21 protein-coding genes are annotated in these 15,077 nt (G+C 69.0%); 5 read left to right on the plus strand and 16 right to left on the minus strand.

Annotation, left to right across the window (positions count from 1 at the left end):
• The 8 genes from QZ772_RS15840 to QZ772_RS15875 form a co-directional block, all read right to left on the minus strand.
• A partial coding sequence (locus tag QZ772_RS15840; RefSeq protein ID WP_295528175.1) for a LacI family DNA-binding transcriptional regulator occupies positions 1-403 on the minus strand: 403 nt, incomplete at its 3' end.
• Positions 400-1,386: a D-glycerate dehydrogenase gene (locus tag QZ772_RS15845; protein ID WP_295528180.1), complete on the minus strand. Its 987-nt coding sequence runs from the start codon at positions 1,384-1,386 to the stop codon at positions 400-402. The genes QZ772_RS15845 and QZ772_RS15840, both read right to left, overlap by 4 nt.
• On the minus strand, positions 1,383-2,336 hold the full coding sequence (locus tag QZ772_RS15850) for a sugar kinase (protein WP_295528183.1): 954 nt from the start codon (positions 2,334-2,336) through the stop codon (positions 1,383-1,385). Before QZ772_RS15850 ends, QZ772_RS15845 begins: the two co-directional genes overlap by 4 nt.
• Before the next feature lie 34 nt (positions 2,337-2,370).
• Positions 2,371-3,120: a TIM barrel protein gene (locus tag QZ772_RS15855; protein ID WP_295528186.1), complete on the minus strand. Its 750-nt coding sequence runs from the start codon at positions 3,118-3,120 to the stop codon at positions 2,371-2,373.
• A gap of 4 nt (positions 3,121-3,124) precedes the next feature.
• Entirely contained in the window at positions 3,125-3,901 is a 777-nt protein-coding gene (locus QZ772_RS15860; RefSeq protein ID WP_295528189.1) for an amino acid ABC transporter ATP-binding protein, read from the minus strand.
• A gap of 41 nt (positions 3,902-3,942) precedes the next feature.
• The gene (locus QZ772_RS15865; protein WP_295528192.1) at positions 3,943-4,740 is read right to left on the minus strand and encodes a transporter substrate-binding domain-containing protein; all 798 of its coding nucleotides are present in this window, start codon (positions 4,738-4,740) and stop codon (positions 3,943-3,945) included.
• A gap of 53 nt (positions 4,741-4,793) precedes the next feature.
• The gene (locus QZ772_RS15870) at positions 4,794-5,447 is read right to left on the minus strand and encodes an amino acid ABC transporter permease (protein ID WP_295528195.1); all 654 of its coding nucleotides are present in this window, start codon (positions 5,445-5,447) and stop codon (positions 4,794-4,796) included.
• 22 nt (positions 5,448-5,469) lie between these two features.
• The gene (locus tag QZ772_RS15875) at positions 5,470-6,141 is read right to left on the minus strand and encodes an amino acid ABC transporter permease (RefSeq protein ID WP_017761095.1); all 672 of its coding nucleotides are present in this window, start codon (positions 6,139-6,141) and stop codon (positions 5,470-5,472) included.
• A 178-nt stretch (positions 6,142-6,319) separates the two neighbouring features.
• Here QZ772_RS15875 and QZ772_RS15880 point away from each other — a divergent pair, with 178 nt between their 5' ends.
• Entirely contained in the window at positions 6,320-6,739 is a 420-nt protein-coding gene (locus tag QZ772_RS15880; protein ID WP_295528197.1) for a BLUF domain-containing protein, read from the plus strand.
• 46 nt (positions 6,740-6,785) lie between these two features.
• Here QZ772_RS15880 and QZ772_RS15885 read toward each other — a convergent pair whose 3' ends face one another.
• The 4 genes from QZ772_RS15885 to QZ772_RS15900 are packed head-to-tail and all read right to left on the minus strand — an operon-like array spanning position 6,786 to position 9,934.
• Positions 6,786-7,556, minus strand: a complete 771-nt coding sequence (locus QZ772_RS15885) for an OBAP family protein (RefSeq protein ID WP_295528199.1) — start codon at positions 7,554-7,556, stop codon at positions 6,786-6,788.
• 2 nt (positions 7,557-7,558) lie between these two features.
• The gene (locus tag QZ772_RS15890; protein ID WP_295528201.1) at positions 7,559-8,416 is read right to left on the minus strand and encodes an SDR family oxidoreductase; all 858 of its coding nucleotides are present in this window, start codon (positions 8,414-8,416) and stop codon (positions 7,559-7,561) included.
• Positions 8,409-9,038 carry an isochorismatase family cysteine hydrolase gene (locus tag QZ772_RS15895; RefSeq protein ID WP_295528204.1) on the minus strand — a complete coding sequence of 210 codons (630 nt, stop codon included), beginning with the start codon at positions 9,036-9,038 and terminating at the stop codon, positions 8,409-8,411. The genes QZ772_RS15890 and QZ772_RS15895 overlap by 8 nt, the downstream gene beginning before the upstream one ends.
• The gene (locus tag QZ772_RS15900; protein WP_295528206.1) at positions 9,035-9,934 is read right to left on the minus strand and encodes a manganese catalase family protein; all 900 of its coding nucleotides are present in this window, start codon (positions 9,932-9,934) and stop codon (positions 9,035-9,037) included. Before QZ772_RS15900 ends, QZ772_RS15895 begins: the two co-directional genes overlap by 4 nt.
• Before the next feature lie 269 nt (positions 9,935-10,203).
• On the opposite strand from QZ772_RS15900, the gene QZ772_RS15905 reads away from it, so the two are divergent.
• Entirely contained in the window at positions 10,204-10,863 is a 660-nt protein-coding gene (locus QZ772_RS15905; protein ID WP_295528210.1) for a ferritin-like domain-containing protein, read from the plus strand.
• A 50-nt stretch (positions 10,864-10,913) separates the two neighbouring features.
• On the opposite strand, the gene QZ772_RS15910 is transcribed toward QZ772_RS15905, so the two are convergent.
• Positions 10,914-11,195, minus strand: a complete 282-nt coding sequence (locus QZ772_RS15910) for a hypothetical protein (RefSeq protein WP_017759759.1) — start codon at positions 11,193-11,195, stop codon at positions 10,914-10,916.
• 282 nt (positions 11,196-11,477) lie between these two features.
• On the opposite strand from QZ772_RS15910, the gene QZ772_RS15915 reads away from it, so the two are divergent.
• Positions 11,478-11,828, plus strand: coding sequence for a hypothetical protein (locus QZ772_RS15915; RefSeq protein WP_295528214.1), 351 nt, complete (start codon positions 11,478-11,480; stop codon positions 11,826-11,828).
• A 1-nt stretch (position 11,829) separates the two neighbouring features.
• Here the strand turns inward: QZ772_RS15915 and QZ772_RS15920 are convergent, their stop codons facing one another.
• The gene (locus QZ772_RS15920) at positions 11,830-12,240 is read right to left on the minus strand and encodes a hypothetical protein (protein WP_295528217.1); all 411 of its coding nucleotides are present in this window, start codon (positions 12,238-12,240) and stop codon (positions 11,830-11,832) included.
• On the opposite strand from QZ772_RS15920, the gene QZ772_RS15925 reads away from it, so the two are divergent.
• A complete protein-coding gene (locus QZ772_RS15925; protein ID WP_295528228.1) occupies positions 12,191-12,337 on the plus strand; it encodes a hypothetical protein in 147 nt (48 codons plus the stop codon). The genes QZ772_RS15920 and QZ772_RS15925 overlap by 50 nt on opposite strands.
• 385 nt (positions 12,338-12,722) lie before the next feature.
• Entirely contained in the window at positions 12,723-13,355 is a 633-nt protein-coding gene (locus QZ772_RS15930; RefSeq protein WP_295528220.1) for a response regulator transcription factor, read from the plus strand.
• A gap of 47 nt (positions 13,356-13,402) precedes the next feature.
• On the opposite strand, the gene QZ772_RS15935 is transcribed toward QZ772_RS15930, so the two are convergent.
• Together QZ772_RS15935 and QZ772_RS15940 are read right to left on the minus strand one after the other, a co-directional pair.
• Positions 13,403-13,672 (minus strand): hypothetical protein, encoded by a 270-nt coding sequence (locus QZ772_RS15935; RefSeq protein ID WP_295528222.1) that lies wholly within the window; start codon positions 13,670-13,672, stop codon positions 13,403-13,405.
• A gap of 265 nt (positions 13,673-13,937) precedes the next feature.
• A complete protein-coding gene (locus QZ772_RS15940; protein WP_295528225.1) occupies positions 13,938-14,579 on the minus strand; it encodes a response regulator transcription factor in 642 nt (213 codons plus the stop codon).
• Between the last annotated feature and the right edge of the window lie 498 nt (positions 14,580-15,077).

Below are 15,077 nucleotides of genomic sequence, written 5' to 3' on the forward strand. Positions count from 1 at the left end.
TGTTGAGGATGCAGCCGTCCCCCTGGTAGCCGGCCAGGGCGTCGATGGCTTCGCGCTCGCGGCCCGCCTCGTTGCCGATGTTGAACAGCATCACGAGGTAGCCCGCGTCCTTGCAGGCCTTCTCGGCGCCGCGCAGCACGGCCACCGAGAAGGGGTTGGTGATGTCGGCCACGATCAGCCCGATGAGCCGCGAGCGGCCGTGGCTGAGCGCCTGCGCCATGGGGCTGGGCACATAGGCCAGCTCGGCGATGGCGGCTTCGACACGGGCCGCGATGTCGGGGCTGAGCAGGCGCTCGCGGTGGTTGAAGAAGCGCGACACCGTGGCCTTGGACACGCCCGCCACGCGTGCGACGTCCGAGATGGTGGGGCGGGCCGGCCGAGCCGCCGGCAAGGGCTGGTTCATGAAGACGCAGTGTCGTACACCGCGGCAGGCCGCCGGCCGGCCAAGGCGTCGAGCAGGTTGCTCACGGCCAGCGCCGCCATGGCATGCCGCGTCTCGTGCGTGGCCGAGCCGATGTGCGGCAGCGGCGTCACCTTGGGGTGCGTGCGCAGGCGCGAGTCCAATGGCAGCGGCTCGCGCGCGAACACGTCCAGGCCGGCGGCGCGCAGGTGGCCGCTGTCCAGTGCCGCCAGCAGGGCGACCTCGTCCACGGTGGCACCACGGCCGCCATTGATGAAGATGGCGCCGGGCTTCATCTGTGTGAGCAGAGCGGCATCGACCATGCCGCGGGTCTGCGGCGTGAGCGGCAGCATGGCGACCACGAAGTCGGCGCGTTGGAGCAACTCGGACAGCGGCGTGTGATGGGCCCGGCCCTGCAATTCGGGCGCCTGCGTGGCCAGGTCCACCGGCCTGCGGGCGTGATAGAGCACCGGTATGCCGAAGCCCAGGGCCGCGCGCCGCGCGATGGCCTGGCCGATGCGGCCGAATCCCAGCAGGCCCAGCGTCTTGCCGTGCACGTCGAAGCCGAAGAGGTCTTCGCCGATGTTCCTGTCCCACCGGCCTTCGCGCACCAGCGTGGCCAGTTCGACCACGCGGCGGCTGGTGGCCATCAGCAGGGCGAAGACGGTGTCGGCCACGGTCTCGTCCAGCACGCCGGGCGTGTGGGCCAGCACGATGTTGCGGGCCTGAAGCGCGGCCAGGTCGTAGTTGTCCACGCCCACCGACACGCTGGAGACCACCTCCAGCTTCGGGGCCGCAGCGATCACGTCGGCGTCGATGGAGAAGCTCGAGCCGATCAGGCCCTGCGCGTCTGGCAGGGCGGCGTCGAAGGCGGCGCGGTCCTTTTTGGGATCGGCGAAGGTGACGTCGTGCGCGGCCTGCAGACGCGCCATCTGGTCGGGCGGCAGAGCGCGGAAGACCACCACCTTCTTGCGTACGTCGCTCACAGGCCCGCCTCCTGCAACTGGGCCCGCGTGGGCAGGCCCTCGGTGTCGCCCAGCACCTGCACCGCACGGGCGCCGATCCAGGCACCGCGGCGCACCGCCTCGGGCACGCTGCGACCTTCGAGCAGCGCGCTGACCACGCCCGCCGCAAAGCCGTCACCGGCCCCCACGGTGTCGATCACCTGCTCGACCGGAAAGCCGGGCACATAGGCACTCCCGGCCGCGGCACTGTCGTAGTAGGCGCCGTCGGGCCCCAGCTTGACGACGACCAGCGAGGCGCCTGCCTCACGGTAGAAGCGCGCGATGCCCTCGGGCGTGGTCTCGCCGGTGAGCAGCCGGCCTTCCTCCAGGCCGGGCAGCACCCAGTCGGCCTTGGCGGCCAGCGCGTTGATGCAGTCGCGCATGCGCTCGGTGCTGCCCCACAGCGTGGGCCGCAGATTGGGGTCGAAGGAGATGCTGCGGCCCGCCGCGCGCATCAGGTCCAGCGTGCGGTGGGCGGTGGGCAGCGTGGTCTCTGAGACAGCCGCGAACACGCCGGTGGCATGCAGGTGCCGTGCCGCGCACAGCCAGGCCTCGTCGATGTCCTCGGGCCGCATCTGGCTGGCGGCCGAGCCCTTGCGGTGGTATTCGATGGGTGGATCGCTGCCGTCGGTGACGCGGCCTTTGAACTGGAAGCCGGTGCGCTGCGTGGCGTCGCACACCACATGGGAGCAGTCGATGCCCTCGGCCTGCATGGTGGCCAGCAGCGAGCGGCCCATGGAGTCGGTGCCCAGCCGGCTGGCCCAACCCACCTTCAGGCCCAGGCGTGCGAGGCCGATGGCCACGTTGGTCTCGGCGCCGGCGCTGCGCTTGTGGAAGAGCGTGGCGTTCTCGATGGGGCCGGGCTCGTCGGCCACCAGCAGCAGCATGGCCTCGCCGAAGGTGGCGACGTCGAAGGTGGGGGCGGTGGTCATGCGGGACGGTTCAGCGAAGCCTTGGGCGGGAAGTTCAAGCGGCGGTGCGCAGCTGGCGCAGGGCAGCGATCTCGGCGCGGGTGACGGCCGTGAGGTCGTCGCCGATCAGCGGGTATTCGATGGCATGCGGCACATCGGCCGGCAGTGCGCGCAGCACGGCGCGCCAGGGTGCGGCTGATTCGGCCAGCGGCACGGCCACCCACTTGTCGGGCCGGCGCTGCACGCCCTTGGCATGCACGTAGCGCACGCGGTGGGCCAGGGCCCGGGCGGCCTCCAGCGGGCATTCGCCCAGCCAGTGCCAGTTGCCCATGTCGAAGGTCATGCCCAGGTCCAGGCCGGCGGCCTGCTGGGCGTCGAAGAAAGCGAGCAACGCGTCGAGCGTGCCGGCGGTGGGTGTCTGGTCGTTCTCGATCACCAGCTCCACCGGCGTGCGGGCCAGGGCCTCGCGCAGTGCGTCGAGGGAGTCGCGGCTGCGCGTGGCGTGGAAGCCGCCGATGGCCATCTTGAGGCGTGGCGCGTCCAGGGCCACCGCGCGGGCCAGGCCGGTCTGGAGCGCGGTCGTGTCGAGCTGCCCGTCGGCGGTCCAGAGGCCTTCGGGGCTGGAGTAGACCGCGGCATGGCCCTTGAGCGCCGCCAGCTCGGACGCGGGATTGCGCAGCAGCTCGCCGCGCACCTCGACGCTGTCCACACCGGCCTCGTAGGCCAAGCCCGTGGCCCAGCCCTGGCCGTGGCGCCCCACTTCGGCCGCGCCGAAGGAGGACAGGGAAATCAGGACGGAGAACATCGCGTCAATGGCCCGAGGTGAGGATCTGGCCCAGGAACTGCCGCGTCTTCTCGTGCTGCGGATGACCGAAGAAGGCCTCCGGCGTGCCCTGTTCGAGGATCTGGCCGCCGGCCATGAAGATCACACGGTCGGCCACGCTGCGGGCAAAGCCCATCTCGTGCGTGACGCACAGCATGGTCATGCCGTCGTCGGCCAGGCCGATCATGGTGTCCAGCACTTCCTTGACCATCTCGGGGTCGAGCGCCGACGTGGGCTCGTCGAACAGCATGATCTTGGGCGCCATGCACAGCGCGCGGGCGATGGCCACGCGCTGCTGCTGGCCGCCCGACAGCTGGCTGGGGTACTTGTTGGCCTGCTCGGGAATGCGCACCCGCGTCAGGTATTTCATGGCCACCGCCTCGGCCTCCTCGCGCGACATGCCGCGCGAGCGTATCGGCGCCAGCGTGCAGTTCTGCAGGATGGTCAGGTGCGGGAACAGGTTGAACTGCTGGAACACCATGCCCACCTCGGCGCGCACGGCATCCACGTTCTTCCCGCCGGCCGTCAGCTCGATGCCGTCGACCGTGATGCGGCCCTTCTGCACCGTCTCCAGCCGGTTGATGCAGCGGATCAGCGTGGACTTGCCCGAGCCCGAGGGCCCGCAGATGACGATGCGCTCGCCGGTGCGAACCGACAGGTCCACGTCGGTGAGCACCTGGAACTCGCCATACCACTTGCTCACCCCGTCCATGCGGATGATGGGGTCGCCCAGTTCATGGGGCGCGGCCACGCTGCTGTTCATCGTTCGGCTGCCTTGTGCGGTCGGATAGGGAAAGAAGCCAATCAGGAGTTGGGCGTGGCCGGGAAGTCGGTGCCCAGCCACTTCTGATAGAGCTTGTTCAGCTCGCCGTTCTTCTTGTTGCGCTCGACGAACTCGTCCAGCGTCTTCTTCAGCTCGGGCTGGCCCGGGCGCATGGCGATCCCCATGACCTGCTGGCGCAGGTTGAACTTGTTCTCGAAGTTGCTGCCGGCGCGCTTGGCGATCTGCGCCGCCACCGTGGTGGAGCAGCCGATGGCATCGACCTGGCCCGACATCAGCGCCTGCATGGCCGAGGCGTCGTCGTCGAAGCGGCGGATCTCGGTGCCCTCGGGCGCCACGGCCGTCAGCGACACGTCCTGCGTGCTGGCGCGGGCCACGCCCACGCGCTTGCCCTTGAGGTCGGCGGGCGACTTCATCTCGACCTTGCTGCTGCCGTACAGCACGATGGTGGCGGCGGCATAGGGCACCGAGAAGTCCACCTGCTTGGCGCGCTCGGGCGTGACGGCCAGCGAGGCGATCAGCAGGTCGACCTTGTTGGTCAGCAGGAAGGGAATGCGGTTGGGGCCCGTGACGGGCACGATGTTGGCCTTCACGCCCAGGTCCTTGGCCAGCAGCTTGGCGACGTCGGCGTCGTAGCCGTCGGGCTGGTTCTTGGCGTCGGTGGTGCCGTAGGGCGGAAAGTCCACCAGCATGCCGATGGTGATCTCGCCCTTCTTCTTGATGTCTGCCACGGACTGGGCCGAGGCCAGGGGTGCGAAGGCAGTGGCGCAGGCGGCCAGGCCCAGTGCCAGGGCGGTGCGGCGGTGCAGGCGGATGTTCATAAAGGTCTCCTTGGGGTTGGACGGGACGGGAATGAAGAGAAGAAGAGGGGCGATCAGCGGGCCAGCGCCCGCGCGCGGCGGCGCTCCATGTGTGCCGCCAGCAGCGACAGCGGCCAGCAGATCACGAAGTACAGCGCGGCGACGGTGCTGAACACCTCCAGCGGCTGGAAGGTGGCGTTGTTGATGATCTGGCCGGCGCGGGTGATCTCGGTGAAGCCGATGATGGCCGCGAGCGAGGTGCCCTTGATGATCTGCACCACATAGCCCACGGTGGGCGGCAGCGCGATCTTGAAGGCCTGCGGCAGCACCACGTCGCGCAGGCGGGCGGTGGACGAGAGGTTGAGCGCCATGGCCGCTTCCCACTGGCCGCGCGGAATGGCCTGGATGCAGCCGCGCCAGATCTCGCCTAGGAAGGCCGCGCTGTTGAGGATCAGGGCCGCGCCCGCGGCAATCCACGGGTTGATGTCCATCCCCAGCACGGGTGCGCCGAAGAAGATCAGGAAGAGCTGCAGCAGCAGCGGCGTGCCCTGGAACACCTGGATGAACACGCCCGAGGCGAAGAGCGCCGCGCGGTTCTCGCTGGTGCGGGCCAGCGCAATGAGCAGGCCCAGGATCGCGCCGCCCACGAAGGCGATGGCCGACAGGGCCAGCGTCCATTGGGCCGCTTCGAGGATGAAGAGGAATTCGGGAAAGCCGAAGGTACGCATGGGTCTTGTCCTTGTGCTGCCTTCAGCGGCGGTCGGGGTAATGCAGCACGCGCTGGTAGATCAGCTTGAACAGCAGCGAGAAGAGCAGCGCAAGGCCCAGGTAGATGGCGGCCACGACGATGTAGATCTCGAAGCTGCGGAAGGTCTGCGACTGCAGCGTGGCGGCGACCGAGGTGAGGTCGTCGGCCGAGATCACCGACACCACGGCCGAGCTCAGCATCAGCAGGATGAACTGGCTGGTCAGGGCCGGATAGATGGCCTTGAGCGCCGGCTTGATGATGATGAAGCGAAAGATCTCCCAGCCCTTGAGGTTGAGCGCGCGGCCCGCCTCGATCTGGCCCTTGGGAATGGACTCGATGCCGGCGCGGATGATCTCGGTGGCGTAGGCGCCCAGGTTGACCACCATGGCCGTGAGCGCCGCCATGTACGGGGACCAGCGCACGCCGATGACCGGCAGCGCGAAGAAAAAGAAGAACAGCTGCACCAGGAAGGGCGTGTTCCGGATCACCTCGATGTAGGCATTGATCAGGAAACGCAGCGGCGCGGGCCCGCTGGTCTTGCCCCAGGCGCACACCACGGCCACGGCAAGACCCAGCAGGGTGGCGGTGAGGGAGAGCTGCACCGTGATCCATGTGCCCTTGAGCAGCAGGGGCCAGGCGGCGAGCACGGCATCGAACTGGAACTGGTAATTCACGGGCGTGGGGCGCGTGGGCGCGCCTGTGTGTCTCCGATGAAGGAAATTATGAAACCGGTTTCAGAGATTGTGTTCAGGGTTTGCCCTGAGGCAGCCAGAAGCCGAGTGACCGTGCGCCGCCCACTCTCTGCAGCCGAGCCGACTTCCCCGGTCCCGGCACGACGGCTAGGATGGCTGCGTGATCTACCGACTCATCTATGCCAGCCGCGCCCGGGCCTTCCGGTCGGACGATGTGGCGGGCATCCTGCGGCAGTCGCGCGACAACAATGCCGCGGCCTCGATCACCGGTGCGCTATGCCTGCTGGATGGCGTGTACATGCAGTACCTGGAGGGCCCGCAGGCCGCGGTGGAGCGTCTCTACAGCATCATCCTGGCCGACGACCGGCACCAGCAGGTCAAGTTGCTCGACCGCGGCCCGGCCCCGGCGCGGGTGTTCGCCGACTGGTCGATGGCCCTGCTGGATTGGGACGAGCGAATCCGCGCGGTGTTCCTGCTGCACGGCATGCCGCAGCCGCTGGACCTGTACGCCACGCCGTCCGATCAGGCGGCGGCGCTGTTTGGCGCACTCGCGCGCACGCCGGGCTGGGTGCCGCTGTAGGCGGGGGTGCCCCCGCGGCGCCGCGTCGCGCAAGCCGTTCCGGCTATCAGCGCGGCCCGTGGCCGGCGCGGGCGTCCTCCGGGTGATGCTTGCGGCCCGTCGGATCGGTGATCTGCAGCGGCGGTCCGCGCTGCCAGGCGTCCGCACCCTCGGCGATCGGTGGCAGGGGCAGTGCTTCTCGCGACGCACGCTTGCGGGTGCTGTCGATGCCTAGTCGTTCGTCCCGTTCCTTCAGCAGTTCGGGCCGCAGCTGTCCGTCGGCGGTGAAGCCCATCATGAGCTGCGGCACGCCCACGGGGAGTTCCTTGTCCTGGTCGGTGTGCCAGGTATGGAAGGTCTTGCCGTAGGTGTCGACCAGGTCCTTCATCAACGCGGTCTCGGCCACGTCGGGCACACCCGCTGCCACCAGCTGACCGGACTTGACCTCGTGCACATGGCTGTGCCACAGCGCCTTCTCGGCATCGGGCAGTCCCTCGAACAGGCGGCGGCTGACGATGTACTCCACACCCATGATCTTCGCGTTGGCGCGGTTGCCGTCGTAGATCACGCACTGGCTGACCTCGTCGTTCAGGCGCCCGCAGTAGTGGTGGGCCTCCATCTGGCCGTCCATGCGGCCGCTGTAGAAGTGGAAGCCGTCCAGGTACAGATTCAGCGCCTGCAGCGGGGCCTTGCCCTGTAGCGCGGAGGCACCGGCCTCCAGCATCAGGTCAGTGCTGCTGCGAGATTGGCCCGGCGCCTCGACCGGCGAAGGGGCTTCATGGTCGCCGCAGGCGCCCAGCACCAGCGCGGCGGCGAGAGCTGGAAGGCAGCGCACCATCGCTAGATCATCGGCACGCCGCCGGTGACGGCAATCGTGGCGCCCGAGATGTAGCTCGCCTCGTCGGAGGCCAGCATCACATAGGCCGCCTGCAGTTCCTTGGGCTGGGCCGCACGCTTCATGGGCGTCTGCTGGCCGAACGTGGCCACCTGCTCGGGCGGCATCGTCGAGGGAATGAGCGGCGTCCATACCGGGCCCGGCGCCACGCAATTCACGCGGATGCCCTTCTCGGCCAGCAACTGGGCCAGGCCACCGGTGAGGTTCTGGATCGCACCCTTGGTCGCGGCGTAGGCCACCAGCGTGGCATTGGGCTTGTCGGCGTTGATCGATGCGGTATTGATGATCGACGCCCCTGGCTTCATGTGCGGCACCGCGGCCTTGGCCAGGAAGAACATGGCGAAGACGTTGGTGCGGAAGGTGCGGTCGATCTCCTCCTCGGTCAACTCGTCCAGCGACTTGTGGCTCATCTGGAAGGCAGCGTTGTTGACCAGCACGTCCAGGCGCCCGAACTGCTGCAGGGCCGCATCCACCAGCGAGCGGCAATGCGCCTCGCTGCGGATGTCGCCCGCGATGGCCAGGCACTGGCGTCCCTCCTTCTGCACCCACTCGCGGGTGACGCGGGCGTCGCTTTCTTCTTCCTCCAGGAAGGAGATCAGCACGTCCGCGCCCTCGCGCGCGAAAGCCAGGGCGATAGCGCGGCCGATGCCGCTGTCGCCGCCGGTGATTAGGGCCACCTTGCCCTGCAGCTTGCCGCTGCCGCGGTAGCTGTCGGCACCGAAGTCGGGTTCCGGGGTCATGCGCGATTCCAGTCCGGGGGGCTGCTGGCGCGGCGTGGAGGCCTGGGGCGTGGGTTCAGTCATTGGAGGGCTCCTGGCGAGTGGGTGGGGAGGGAGAAGGCGGCGTGTCTTCGAAGAGCACGCGCCAGGTGGGCGGTGCCTCGACCTTCCAGGTCTCGCGCAACTGCTGCAGGAGTACCTCGTGCCGGGCTTCGCCCTGCGAGGCGGAGCAGTCCGCGGGAACGATCGGGTCCAGCTCGCGCATGCGTGCGTCCGATACGGACATGAGCACGCATTGGTCACTGGAGACGCCCGCCAGCACCAGCCGCTGCACCTGCAGGTGCTGCAGCAGGAAGGGCATCGGCGTGCCATGAAAGATCGAGTGCTTGGGCTTGAGCACGAAGTAGTCGTCGTCGTGCGGGCGCATCAGGCGCGTGATCTCCGCGCCCGGCCCGTCCTCGGCCAGTGCCGCATCGAGCAGCGCATGGAAGTCCGAGCGCCAGCGTCCGCGGTTGTCGTTGGCATAGATGACCGGCACGCCGCGGTCGCGGCAGGCCTGGGCCAGCGCCGCAATCTCGGTGGCCACACGGCGGGCGTGCGGCAGCAGATGCTCGGCATCCGGAAAGTCCCAGCGGCTGATCATGTCGATGATGACCAGCGCCAGGCCTCCCGGCGCTGCGGCGTCCGTGTCGTGCCTGTCGCTCACTTCTTGGTGGCCGCCGGCGGCGGGGTCATGCCGGCGCCCAGCTCGGCACCCGTGGTGGGGTCGATGTCGGTCCGGGACTGCGTGCGCGTCGCCATGGCGCGCAGGACTTCGGCATCGCCCTCGGGCAGCTCCACCGAAGCCCAGCCGGTGCGTCCGTCGACCGGCCCCGAGTCCTGCGTCATCGGCACGAAATCCCAGTCCGGACCTTCGTTCCAGGGACCCTTGAGGTCCGCCTCGCCCTTGGACATGCGGAAGTACACGCTGGTGAAGCGCGGGTCGCCGGGCAGCTTGCCGGGCGGGAAGTTGGGCTCGATGCTGTAGAGCGCCTTCTCGAAGGACTTCTGATGGGCCACTTCGCGCGTCATCAGGAAGGTGAGGGCGTCCTTCACGCCCGGGTCTTCGGTCAGGTTGATGAGTCGCTCGTAGACGATCTTGGCGCGGGCTTCGGCCGCGATGTTGGAGCGCAGGTCGGCCGTGGGCTCGCCGATGGTGTCGACATAGGCCGCCGTCCAGGGCACGCCCGCGGAGTTGACCAGCGGTGCGCCACCGCCATAGAGCACCTGGGTGAGATGGCTGTCGTTGCCGGCGCCCGTGATCGAGCGATACATCTCGCCCTGCTCGTCCACGCCTTCGGCTAGACGGCCCTTGGCGCCCTTGTTGAGCATGCACACCAGGTTGCCGATCACTTCAAGGTGGCTCAGCTCTTCGGTGGCGATGTCGAACAGCATGTCCTTGCGGCCCGGGTCGTCCTCCGCGATGGCCTGGGTGAAGTAGCGGCAGGCAGCAGCGAGCTCGCCCTGGGGACCGCCGAACTGCTCAAGCATCAGGTTGGCCAGGCCGGGGTTGGGCATGCTGACATGCACGGTGTACTGCAGTCGCTTGTTGTGCGAGAACATGAGGAGGACTCCTGTGGGGTGGTTGGGGTGAGAGGGCCCTGCAGTGCGAGGGCGCCAGCGCACAGCGTTCGCAGCAGGCTGCGTTTGCCGTGTAGGTGAAGGCCCAGGTGGGAGTGGGAGCGGGCAGCCGGGCGGCGGAAGGCCTCTCCGTCGGCCTGGTTCCGGCGTTCGCCTCGCGTCTCGCCGGCCGGGCGGAGGGACTCTTCCTACAGGGTGCACGCCGATGCACCTCAGGGTGGCGACTTCGACATCCAACGAGGACGCAACCCATGAATCCCCACTCTGGCAAGGCTTTCGGCGTAGACCTGGCGCAGGAGTCCGCCGCGGGCGAGGAAGACCCGGGCGCGTCACTCGACGGACTCGCCATGGGCGGCATCCCTGCCGACCCGCTTTCTCCCACCGCCACACGGAGCTTTTCGATGACCCATCCCGCCGAACACCTGATGGACTGGCTGCGCGACGCCCACGCCATGGAAGAGCAGGCCGAGACCATGCTGCAGACCGCCAGCGATCGCCTTCAGAACTACCCCGAACTCAAGGCCAGGATGCAGGCGCATCTGCAGGAGACGCGCGAGCAGGCGCGCATGCTGCGCGAGTGCATCCAGCGCCGCGGTGGCGATACCTCCGGCATGAAGGACATGGCCGCCAAGATGGGCGCCATGATGCAGGGCCTGGGCGCCCGCATGGCCGACGACGAGGTGATGAAGGTGGCCATGAGCTGCTATGCCTTCGAGCATTTCGAGGTGGCCACCTACCGCATCCTCGTGGCGGCCGCCGAGCTGGCGCAGGACACGCAGACCCGCCAGGTCTGCGAGGACATCCTGCGGCAGGAAGAGGCCACTGCCGCCTGGCTGGGCGAGCGCCTGGGCGTGCTGACGCAGGAGTTCCTGGTGCTGTCGCAGGGTGCCGGTGCCGAGGCCAAGCGCTGAGGCGTTGCAAGCGCATGCAGCCCTGTACCTCGCCGGCTTCGGTCGCCGGCTTATCGTCCCGGCGGCGCCTGACGGCCCTTGCGCGTCTTGCCGGGCCACGGCGGCGGCTCGGTGTTGGGATTGGGGCGCATGGACTCGTGCAGATTCCACGGCGCCGAATCGTCGTGCTCGGCAGCCTCGGCGTTCTGCCGCTTGTCCATCATGCGTTCGTGCGGCCCGGGCTTGACGGTGTCGCCGTCGGGATATCCCTTCGCCGGCCCCAGGTTGCTGGCGGCGCCATCGGTGGTGGGGCGGGTGCCCTCGCCGCTGTCGGTGATACGGGTGGTGCTCATCGGATGCTCCTGAAATGCCTGCGGGCGGGCGGAACCCAGGATGGGCACCGGCCTCGCAGCGCAGCAAGACCTCAGTCTTGCGCCACGCCGGCAGCGCGCCTGTAGGCGTGGGCGGAGGCGGCCGTGCGCCCGCCCGCCACAGCGGCAGGGCGCACAGGCCTCTGCGGCAATTCCTACCGCGCCGTCCTGGCGAGCAGCGGAGCCTGATCACCCTTATGTCGCCGCCCGAATTGCCTGTCGCACAGAAGGGGTGAGGGCGGCAGGACCTTCAAGGACAACACCATGAACCCCAACGAAGACCGCCGCCGCGCTCCGCCGCAAGGCGTGGGCGAGGACCCGGTCCGGACGCTGAACGACGGCCGCCGGCCCGATGCCGCCACGCCGCCCCAGCAGATTCCCATGCCGACGCCGCCGGTCGTCGGCGATGCGCGGCACCCGCCCACCACCCAGCTCGACCAGGACCGGTCCCCTGCCGGTGATCGCGGCAATGGAGGACACCGGCACGCCGAAGACCTGCGCCAGGTGAGCGGCGTTCCCGACGTCGACGGGCCGACGCCAAGCGAAGAGCGCAACGAGCCCGCCACGGAGCCGCTGTTGGAGCCGCCCTCGCGCCAGGGCGCGCGGGGCCGCTGATTCAGGGCTTCGCGCCAGGTCGAGGCGCCTGATCCGTCTCCGTCGTCCGGTTGCGGGAGCCGGCCGCACGCTGGCCGCCCAGCCCGCCCGGCTGTCCCACACCGATCTCCCGGCCATGGCCACTGCTGGCGTCGGGCTTGTCGGGGTTGGTCCGCCGCCCGTCGTCGCGCCGCGTGGGCGCAGCCGACAGCGGCGGGCGGCTCGCGGGCGGGGGAACGGCCCGTCCCGTGGTGCCCGGCGTCTCGCTGCCCTGGGGATTGCCCCGCGGGTTGCCGGAACTCTGCGCTGCGGCCGGCAGGCCGAGCGCCATCGCGCTGGTGACGACCGCTGCCGCGGCCCATCGTTCAATGGATGCCACGGCCTTGACGCTGCTGCTGCTGATTGCTGCTTCCGGCATGGTCTTCGCGATCATGGCGGCTCTCGGGCGTGCGGCGGCCTTCGTTGCGGGGCGTCGCCGGCTGCTTGCCTGGCGCGTTGTGCTCGGTGTGGCCGGGTCGGCCGTTCTGTGAGTTCGACATGGAATGCTCCTTGGTTGAGACCGCTCCCTTGCAATGCATGCGAGTGCGGAATGCGGGTGGGGGGACCGGCCAAGCCAGACTAGGGGGCGCGAGGTGGCGTCCTGTCGGACGAGGAGGGGGACGGTGTCGGAGGGCACGGCCAGGGCGGGCGCCGCGTCTGGAAACGCTTGCGGCAACAGTTGCCGCAAGCGTCGCAGGACGTCGGTGACGGCGCCGTGTCCACATGGCTTATGCCGCCAACTCCGCGCTTCGTCGCCCAACGACGCGGGCGTCGACGGGCACAGGAGTTGCCATTGCTTTTCGCATGCAGATCACCCTTCATGCGGCCTCCGCGCCCACCCTTGGTTTTTCTCCATCCCGTTCCATGCGCCGCCCGATGCCGATCCGTCTTGGCGTCGTGGATGACCACCCGGTCGTGCGCAATGGCCTCAAGGCGCTGTTCGGGGCGGAGCGCGACCTGGAGATGGTGTGGGAATGCGACCGGGCTCGTGGCCTGGCGCGCGAGCTGATCGCCCAGCAACTCGACGTGCTGGTGCTGGATCTGGTGATCCCAGGCTCCAACGTCCTCGACGAAGTGGTGCGGCTGCGGATGCAGGCGCCTGACGTGGGCCTGGTGGTCTACACGGGCTTTGCCGCCGAGCAGTACGCCTGCACCCTGGTGCGCGAGGGCGTGCGCGCCCTGGTGGACAAGGAAAGCGATCCCACCGAACTGCTGCACGCCGTGCGCGCGGTGGCGAGGGGCGAGCGCTACATGTCCCCCACCATGGCAAACCTGCTGCTGGCGCATTGCGTGCCGGCGGACGGCCGCCGCGCCGAGCCGCTCACGCGGCGCGAACTGCAGGTGCTGCTCAAGCTGGCCCAGGGCTGCGATCTGCAGCAGGCCGCCTCCTCGCTGTGCCTGTCGGTCAAGACGGTGGGCGGCTACCGCACGCGCATCCTGGAGAAGCTGGGGCTGCGCTCCAACGGTGAGATGACGCTCTATGCGATCCGGCACCAACTGATGGAGTGAGCCGGCCCTCGGATCCGGTCCGACCCCCTGGGCAAGCCACGGCCGGTTCAGGCGGGCGGCTCGCCTCCCCTGTGGGCCAGCGCAGCGAGCCGCGCGCGGAAGGCTGCGAACAGCTCGTTGAGCTTGCGCACCTGCCGGCCGATCACGCCGCGCGCCTCTTCCTGCAGTGCCGGATCGTCGGTCGCCCCCAGCAGCTCGGTGGCAGCGGCCATGGCGCTCAGCGGCGAGCGCGCGTCATGGTCGAACTCGCGCAGCAGCGCCTGCTCCGGCGACTCCGGCGGCACAGTCGCGGTGGATGGCGTAGGGCGAGTGGTCATGTCAATCTTCCATGGTGCTGTGTGCCGCTCGCCTCGCATGAAGCTGGCGCGGCGACACTGATCGGATGGCCGCGGAGCAGGCCAAGCCAGGGCACCCGAGGAACTGGCTTCGTCAGGCCTCTGGATGCGCCCCCCTCCAAGCCGAAGGCGCAAGAGAGGGGCTGAGGGCCGCGGCTCAGAGCCTGCCAGTGCAGGCTTGGACGTGCCCGAAGAGCAGCCGCCTCTGGCGGCCGCCTCGAGCATTGAAGCGGCATGGGGGGTGTTGTCACCTCAACAGCCGACGCTTCGTCGCGTAGTAGGTCAACTCGCTGTTCGAGTGCAGGTCCATCTTGGCCATGATGCGCGCCTTGTGGGTGCTGATGGTCTTGGCCGACACGCACAGCGCGTCGGCGATGTGGGCCGGGCTGTCGCCCTGCGCGAGCTTCAGGAAGATCTGGAACTCGCGCGGGGTGAGCAAATGGTGGGGCGCGCCTTCGGTGGAGTGGGTGCCCGAGCGCTGTGCCAGCACGCCCGCCATGTCGGAGGTGATGTAGCGCCGGCCGGCGTGCAGGGCCCGGACGGCAGCCAGCACCTCGGAGGGATCGCAGTCCTTGCCCAGGTAGGCCCGCGCGCCATCGCGCAGCAGCGCGGGGCCGTAATGCTCGGCCGGGTAACCGGTGTAGACCATCACGGCCACGCCCGAGGCGCGCTCGCGCAGGATGGTCATGAGGTCCAGGGCGCTATAGCCCGGCATCATCAGATCCATGATCAGCACGTCGGGGCGCACGTTGAGCGCCAGGGCGCGTGTCTCGCGCCCGTCGCTCGCCTCGCCTACGACGGTCATGTCCTCGCAGGACGACAGCAGCGCCTTGAGCCCTGAGCGCACCACTGGATGGTCGTCCGCAATGCCAACCCGGATCATGCGCATGCCCCCGCTGCCGCGTCGTGGCGCGCAGCAGCGCGGCGCCGTGGCACGGGGGCGGCGGAGCAGGGGCGGGGCATCCCCGGGGTCGTTTTTCTGTTGAACTTCACGCCCTGAATAGCGCAACGGACGTGCCACGGAAAAACGTGCTGAAAGTACTTATTAAGTATTAAAAATCTGTTGTCCGGAGGCGCTGGACCGGTAGGCTTTGCCGCAATTTCTGCTTTCGTCCGACACCGCGTAGGCGCCGTCCGATATAGCTTCCGAGCCGGCGGGCAGGCGTACGGTCCTGCACCGCACGAATGGCGACGAGCCCGCCGCAACAGAAGCACACCCGAGGAGTGGAATGGGACGAGCACTGATCGTCGAGGACGACGAGGACGTGGCACGCATGCTGGCGGCCCTGGTGGCGCGCGAGGGGCATCGCGTGTCCACCTGCGGCACGCTGGCCGACGCCCGGCGCGCGCTCGCCATCTCGCCACCCGACCTGATGCTGCTCGATGT

The sequence above is a fragment of the uncultured Pseudacidovorax sp. genome (assembly GCF_913773995.1).
Taxonomy (GTDB): Bacteria; Pseudomonadota; Gammaproteobacteria; order Burkholderiales; family Burkholderiaceae_C; genus Xenophilus.

Excerpts from the sequence above, each read along its gene's own strand:
- QZ772_RS15850 (WP_295528183.1), bottom strand. The coding sequence starts at position 2,336 with ATGACCACCGCCCCCACCTTCGACGTCGCCACCTTCGGCGAGGCCATG.
- QZ772_RS15855 (WP_295528186.1), bottom strand. The coding sequence starts at position 3,120 with ATGTTCTCCGTCCTGATTTCCCTGTCCTCCTTCGGCGCGGCCGAAGTG.
- QZ772_RS15860 (WP_295528189.1), bottom strand. The coding sequence starts at position 3,901 with ATGAACAGCAGCGTGGCCGCGCCCCATGAACTGGGCGACCCCATCATC.
- QZ772_RS15865 (WP_295528192.1), bottom strand. The coding sequence starts at position 4,740 with ATGAACATCCGCCTGCACCGCCGCACCGCCCTGGCACTGGGCCTGGCC.
- QZ772_RS15870 (WP_295528195.1), bottom strand. The coding sequence starts at position 5,447 with ATGCGTACCTTCGGCTTTCCCGAATTCCTCTTCATCCTCGAAGCGGCC.
- QZ772_RS15885 (WP_295528199.1), bottom strand. The coding sequence starts at position 7,556 with ATGGTGCGCTGCCTTCCAGCTCTCGCCGCCGCGCTGGTGCTGGGCGCC.
- QZ772_RS15890 (WP_295528201.1), bottom strand. The coding sequence starts at position 8,416 with ATGACTGAACCCACGCCCCAGGCCTCCACGCCGCGCCAGCAGCCCCCC.
- QZ772_RS15900 (WP_295528206.1), bottom strand. The coding sequence starts at position 9,934 with ATGTTCTCGCACAACAAGCGACTGCAGTACACCGTGCATGTCAGCATG.
- QZ772_RS15905 (WP_295528210.1), top strand. The coding sequence starts at position 10,204 with ATGAATCCCCACTCTGGCAAGGCTTTCGGCGTAGACCTGGCGCAGGAG.
- QZ772_RS15910 (WP_017759759.1), bottom strand. The coding sequence starts at position 11,195 with ATGAGCACCACCCGTATCACCGACAGCGGCGAGGGCACCCGCCCCACC.
- QZ772_RS15915 (WP_295528214.1), top strand. The coding sequence starts at position 11,478 with ATGAACCCCAACGAAGACCGCCGCCGCGCTCCGCCGCAAGGCGTGGGC.
- QZ772_RS15920 (WP_295528217.1), bottom strand. The coding sequence starts at position 12,240 with ATGATCGCGAAGACCATGCCGGAAGCAGCAATCAGCAGCAGCAGCGTC.
- QZ772_RS15930 (WP_295528220.1), top strand. The coding sequence starts at position 12,723 with ATGCCGATCCGTCTTGGCGTCGTGGATGACCACCCGGTCGTGCGCAAT.
- QZ772_RS15935 (WP_295528222.1), bottom strand. The coding sequence starts at position 13,672 with ATGACCACTCGCCCTACGCCATCCACCGCGACTGTGCCGCCGGAGTCG.
- QZ772_RS15940 (WP_295528225.1), bottom strand. The coding sequence starts at position 14,579 with ATGCGCATGATCCGGGTTGGCATTGCGGACGACCATCCAGTGGTGCGC.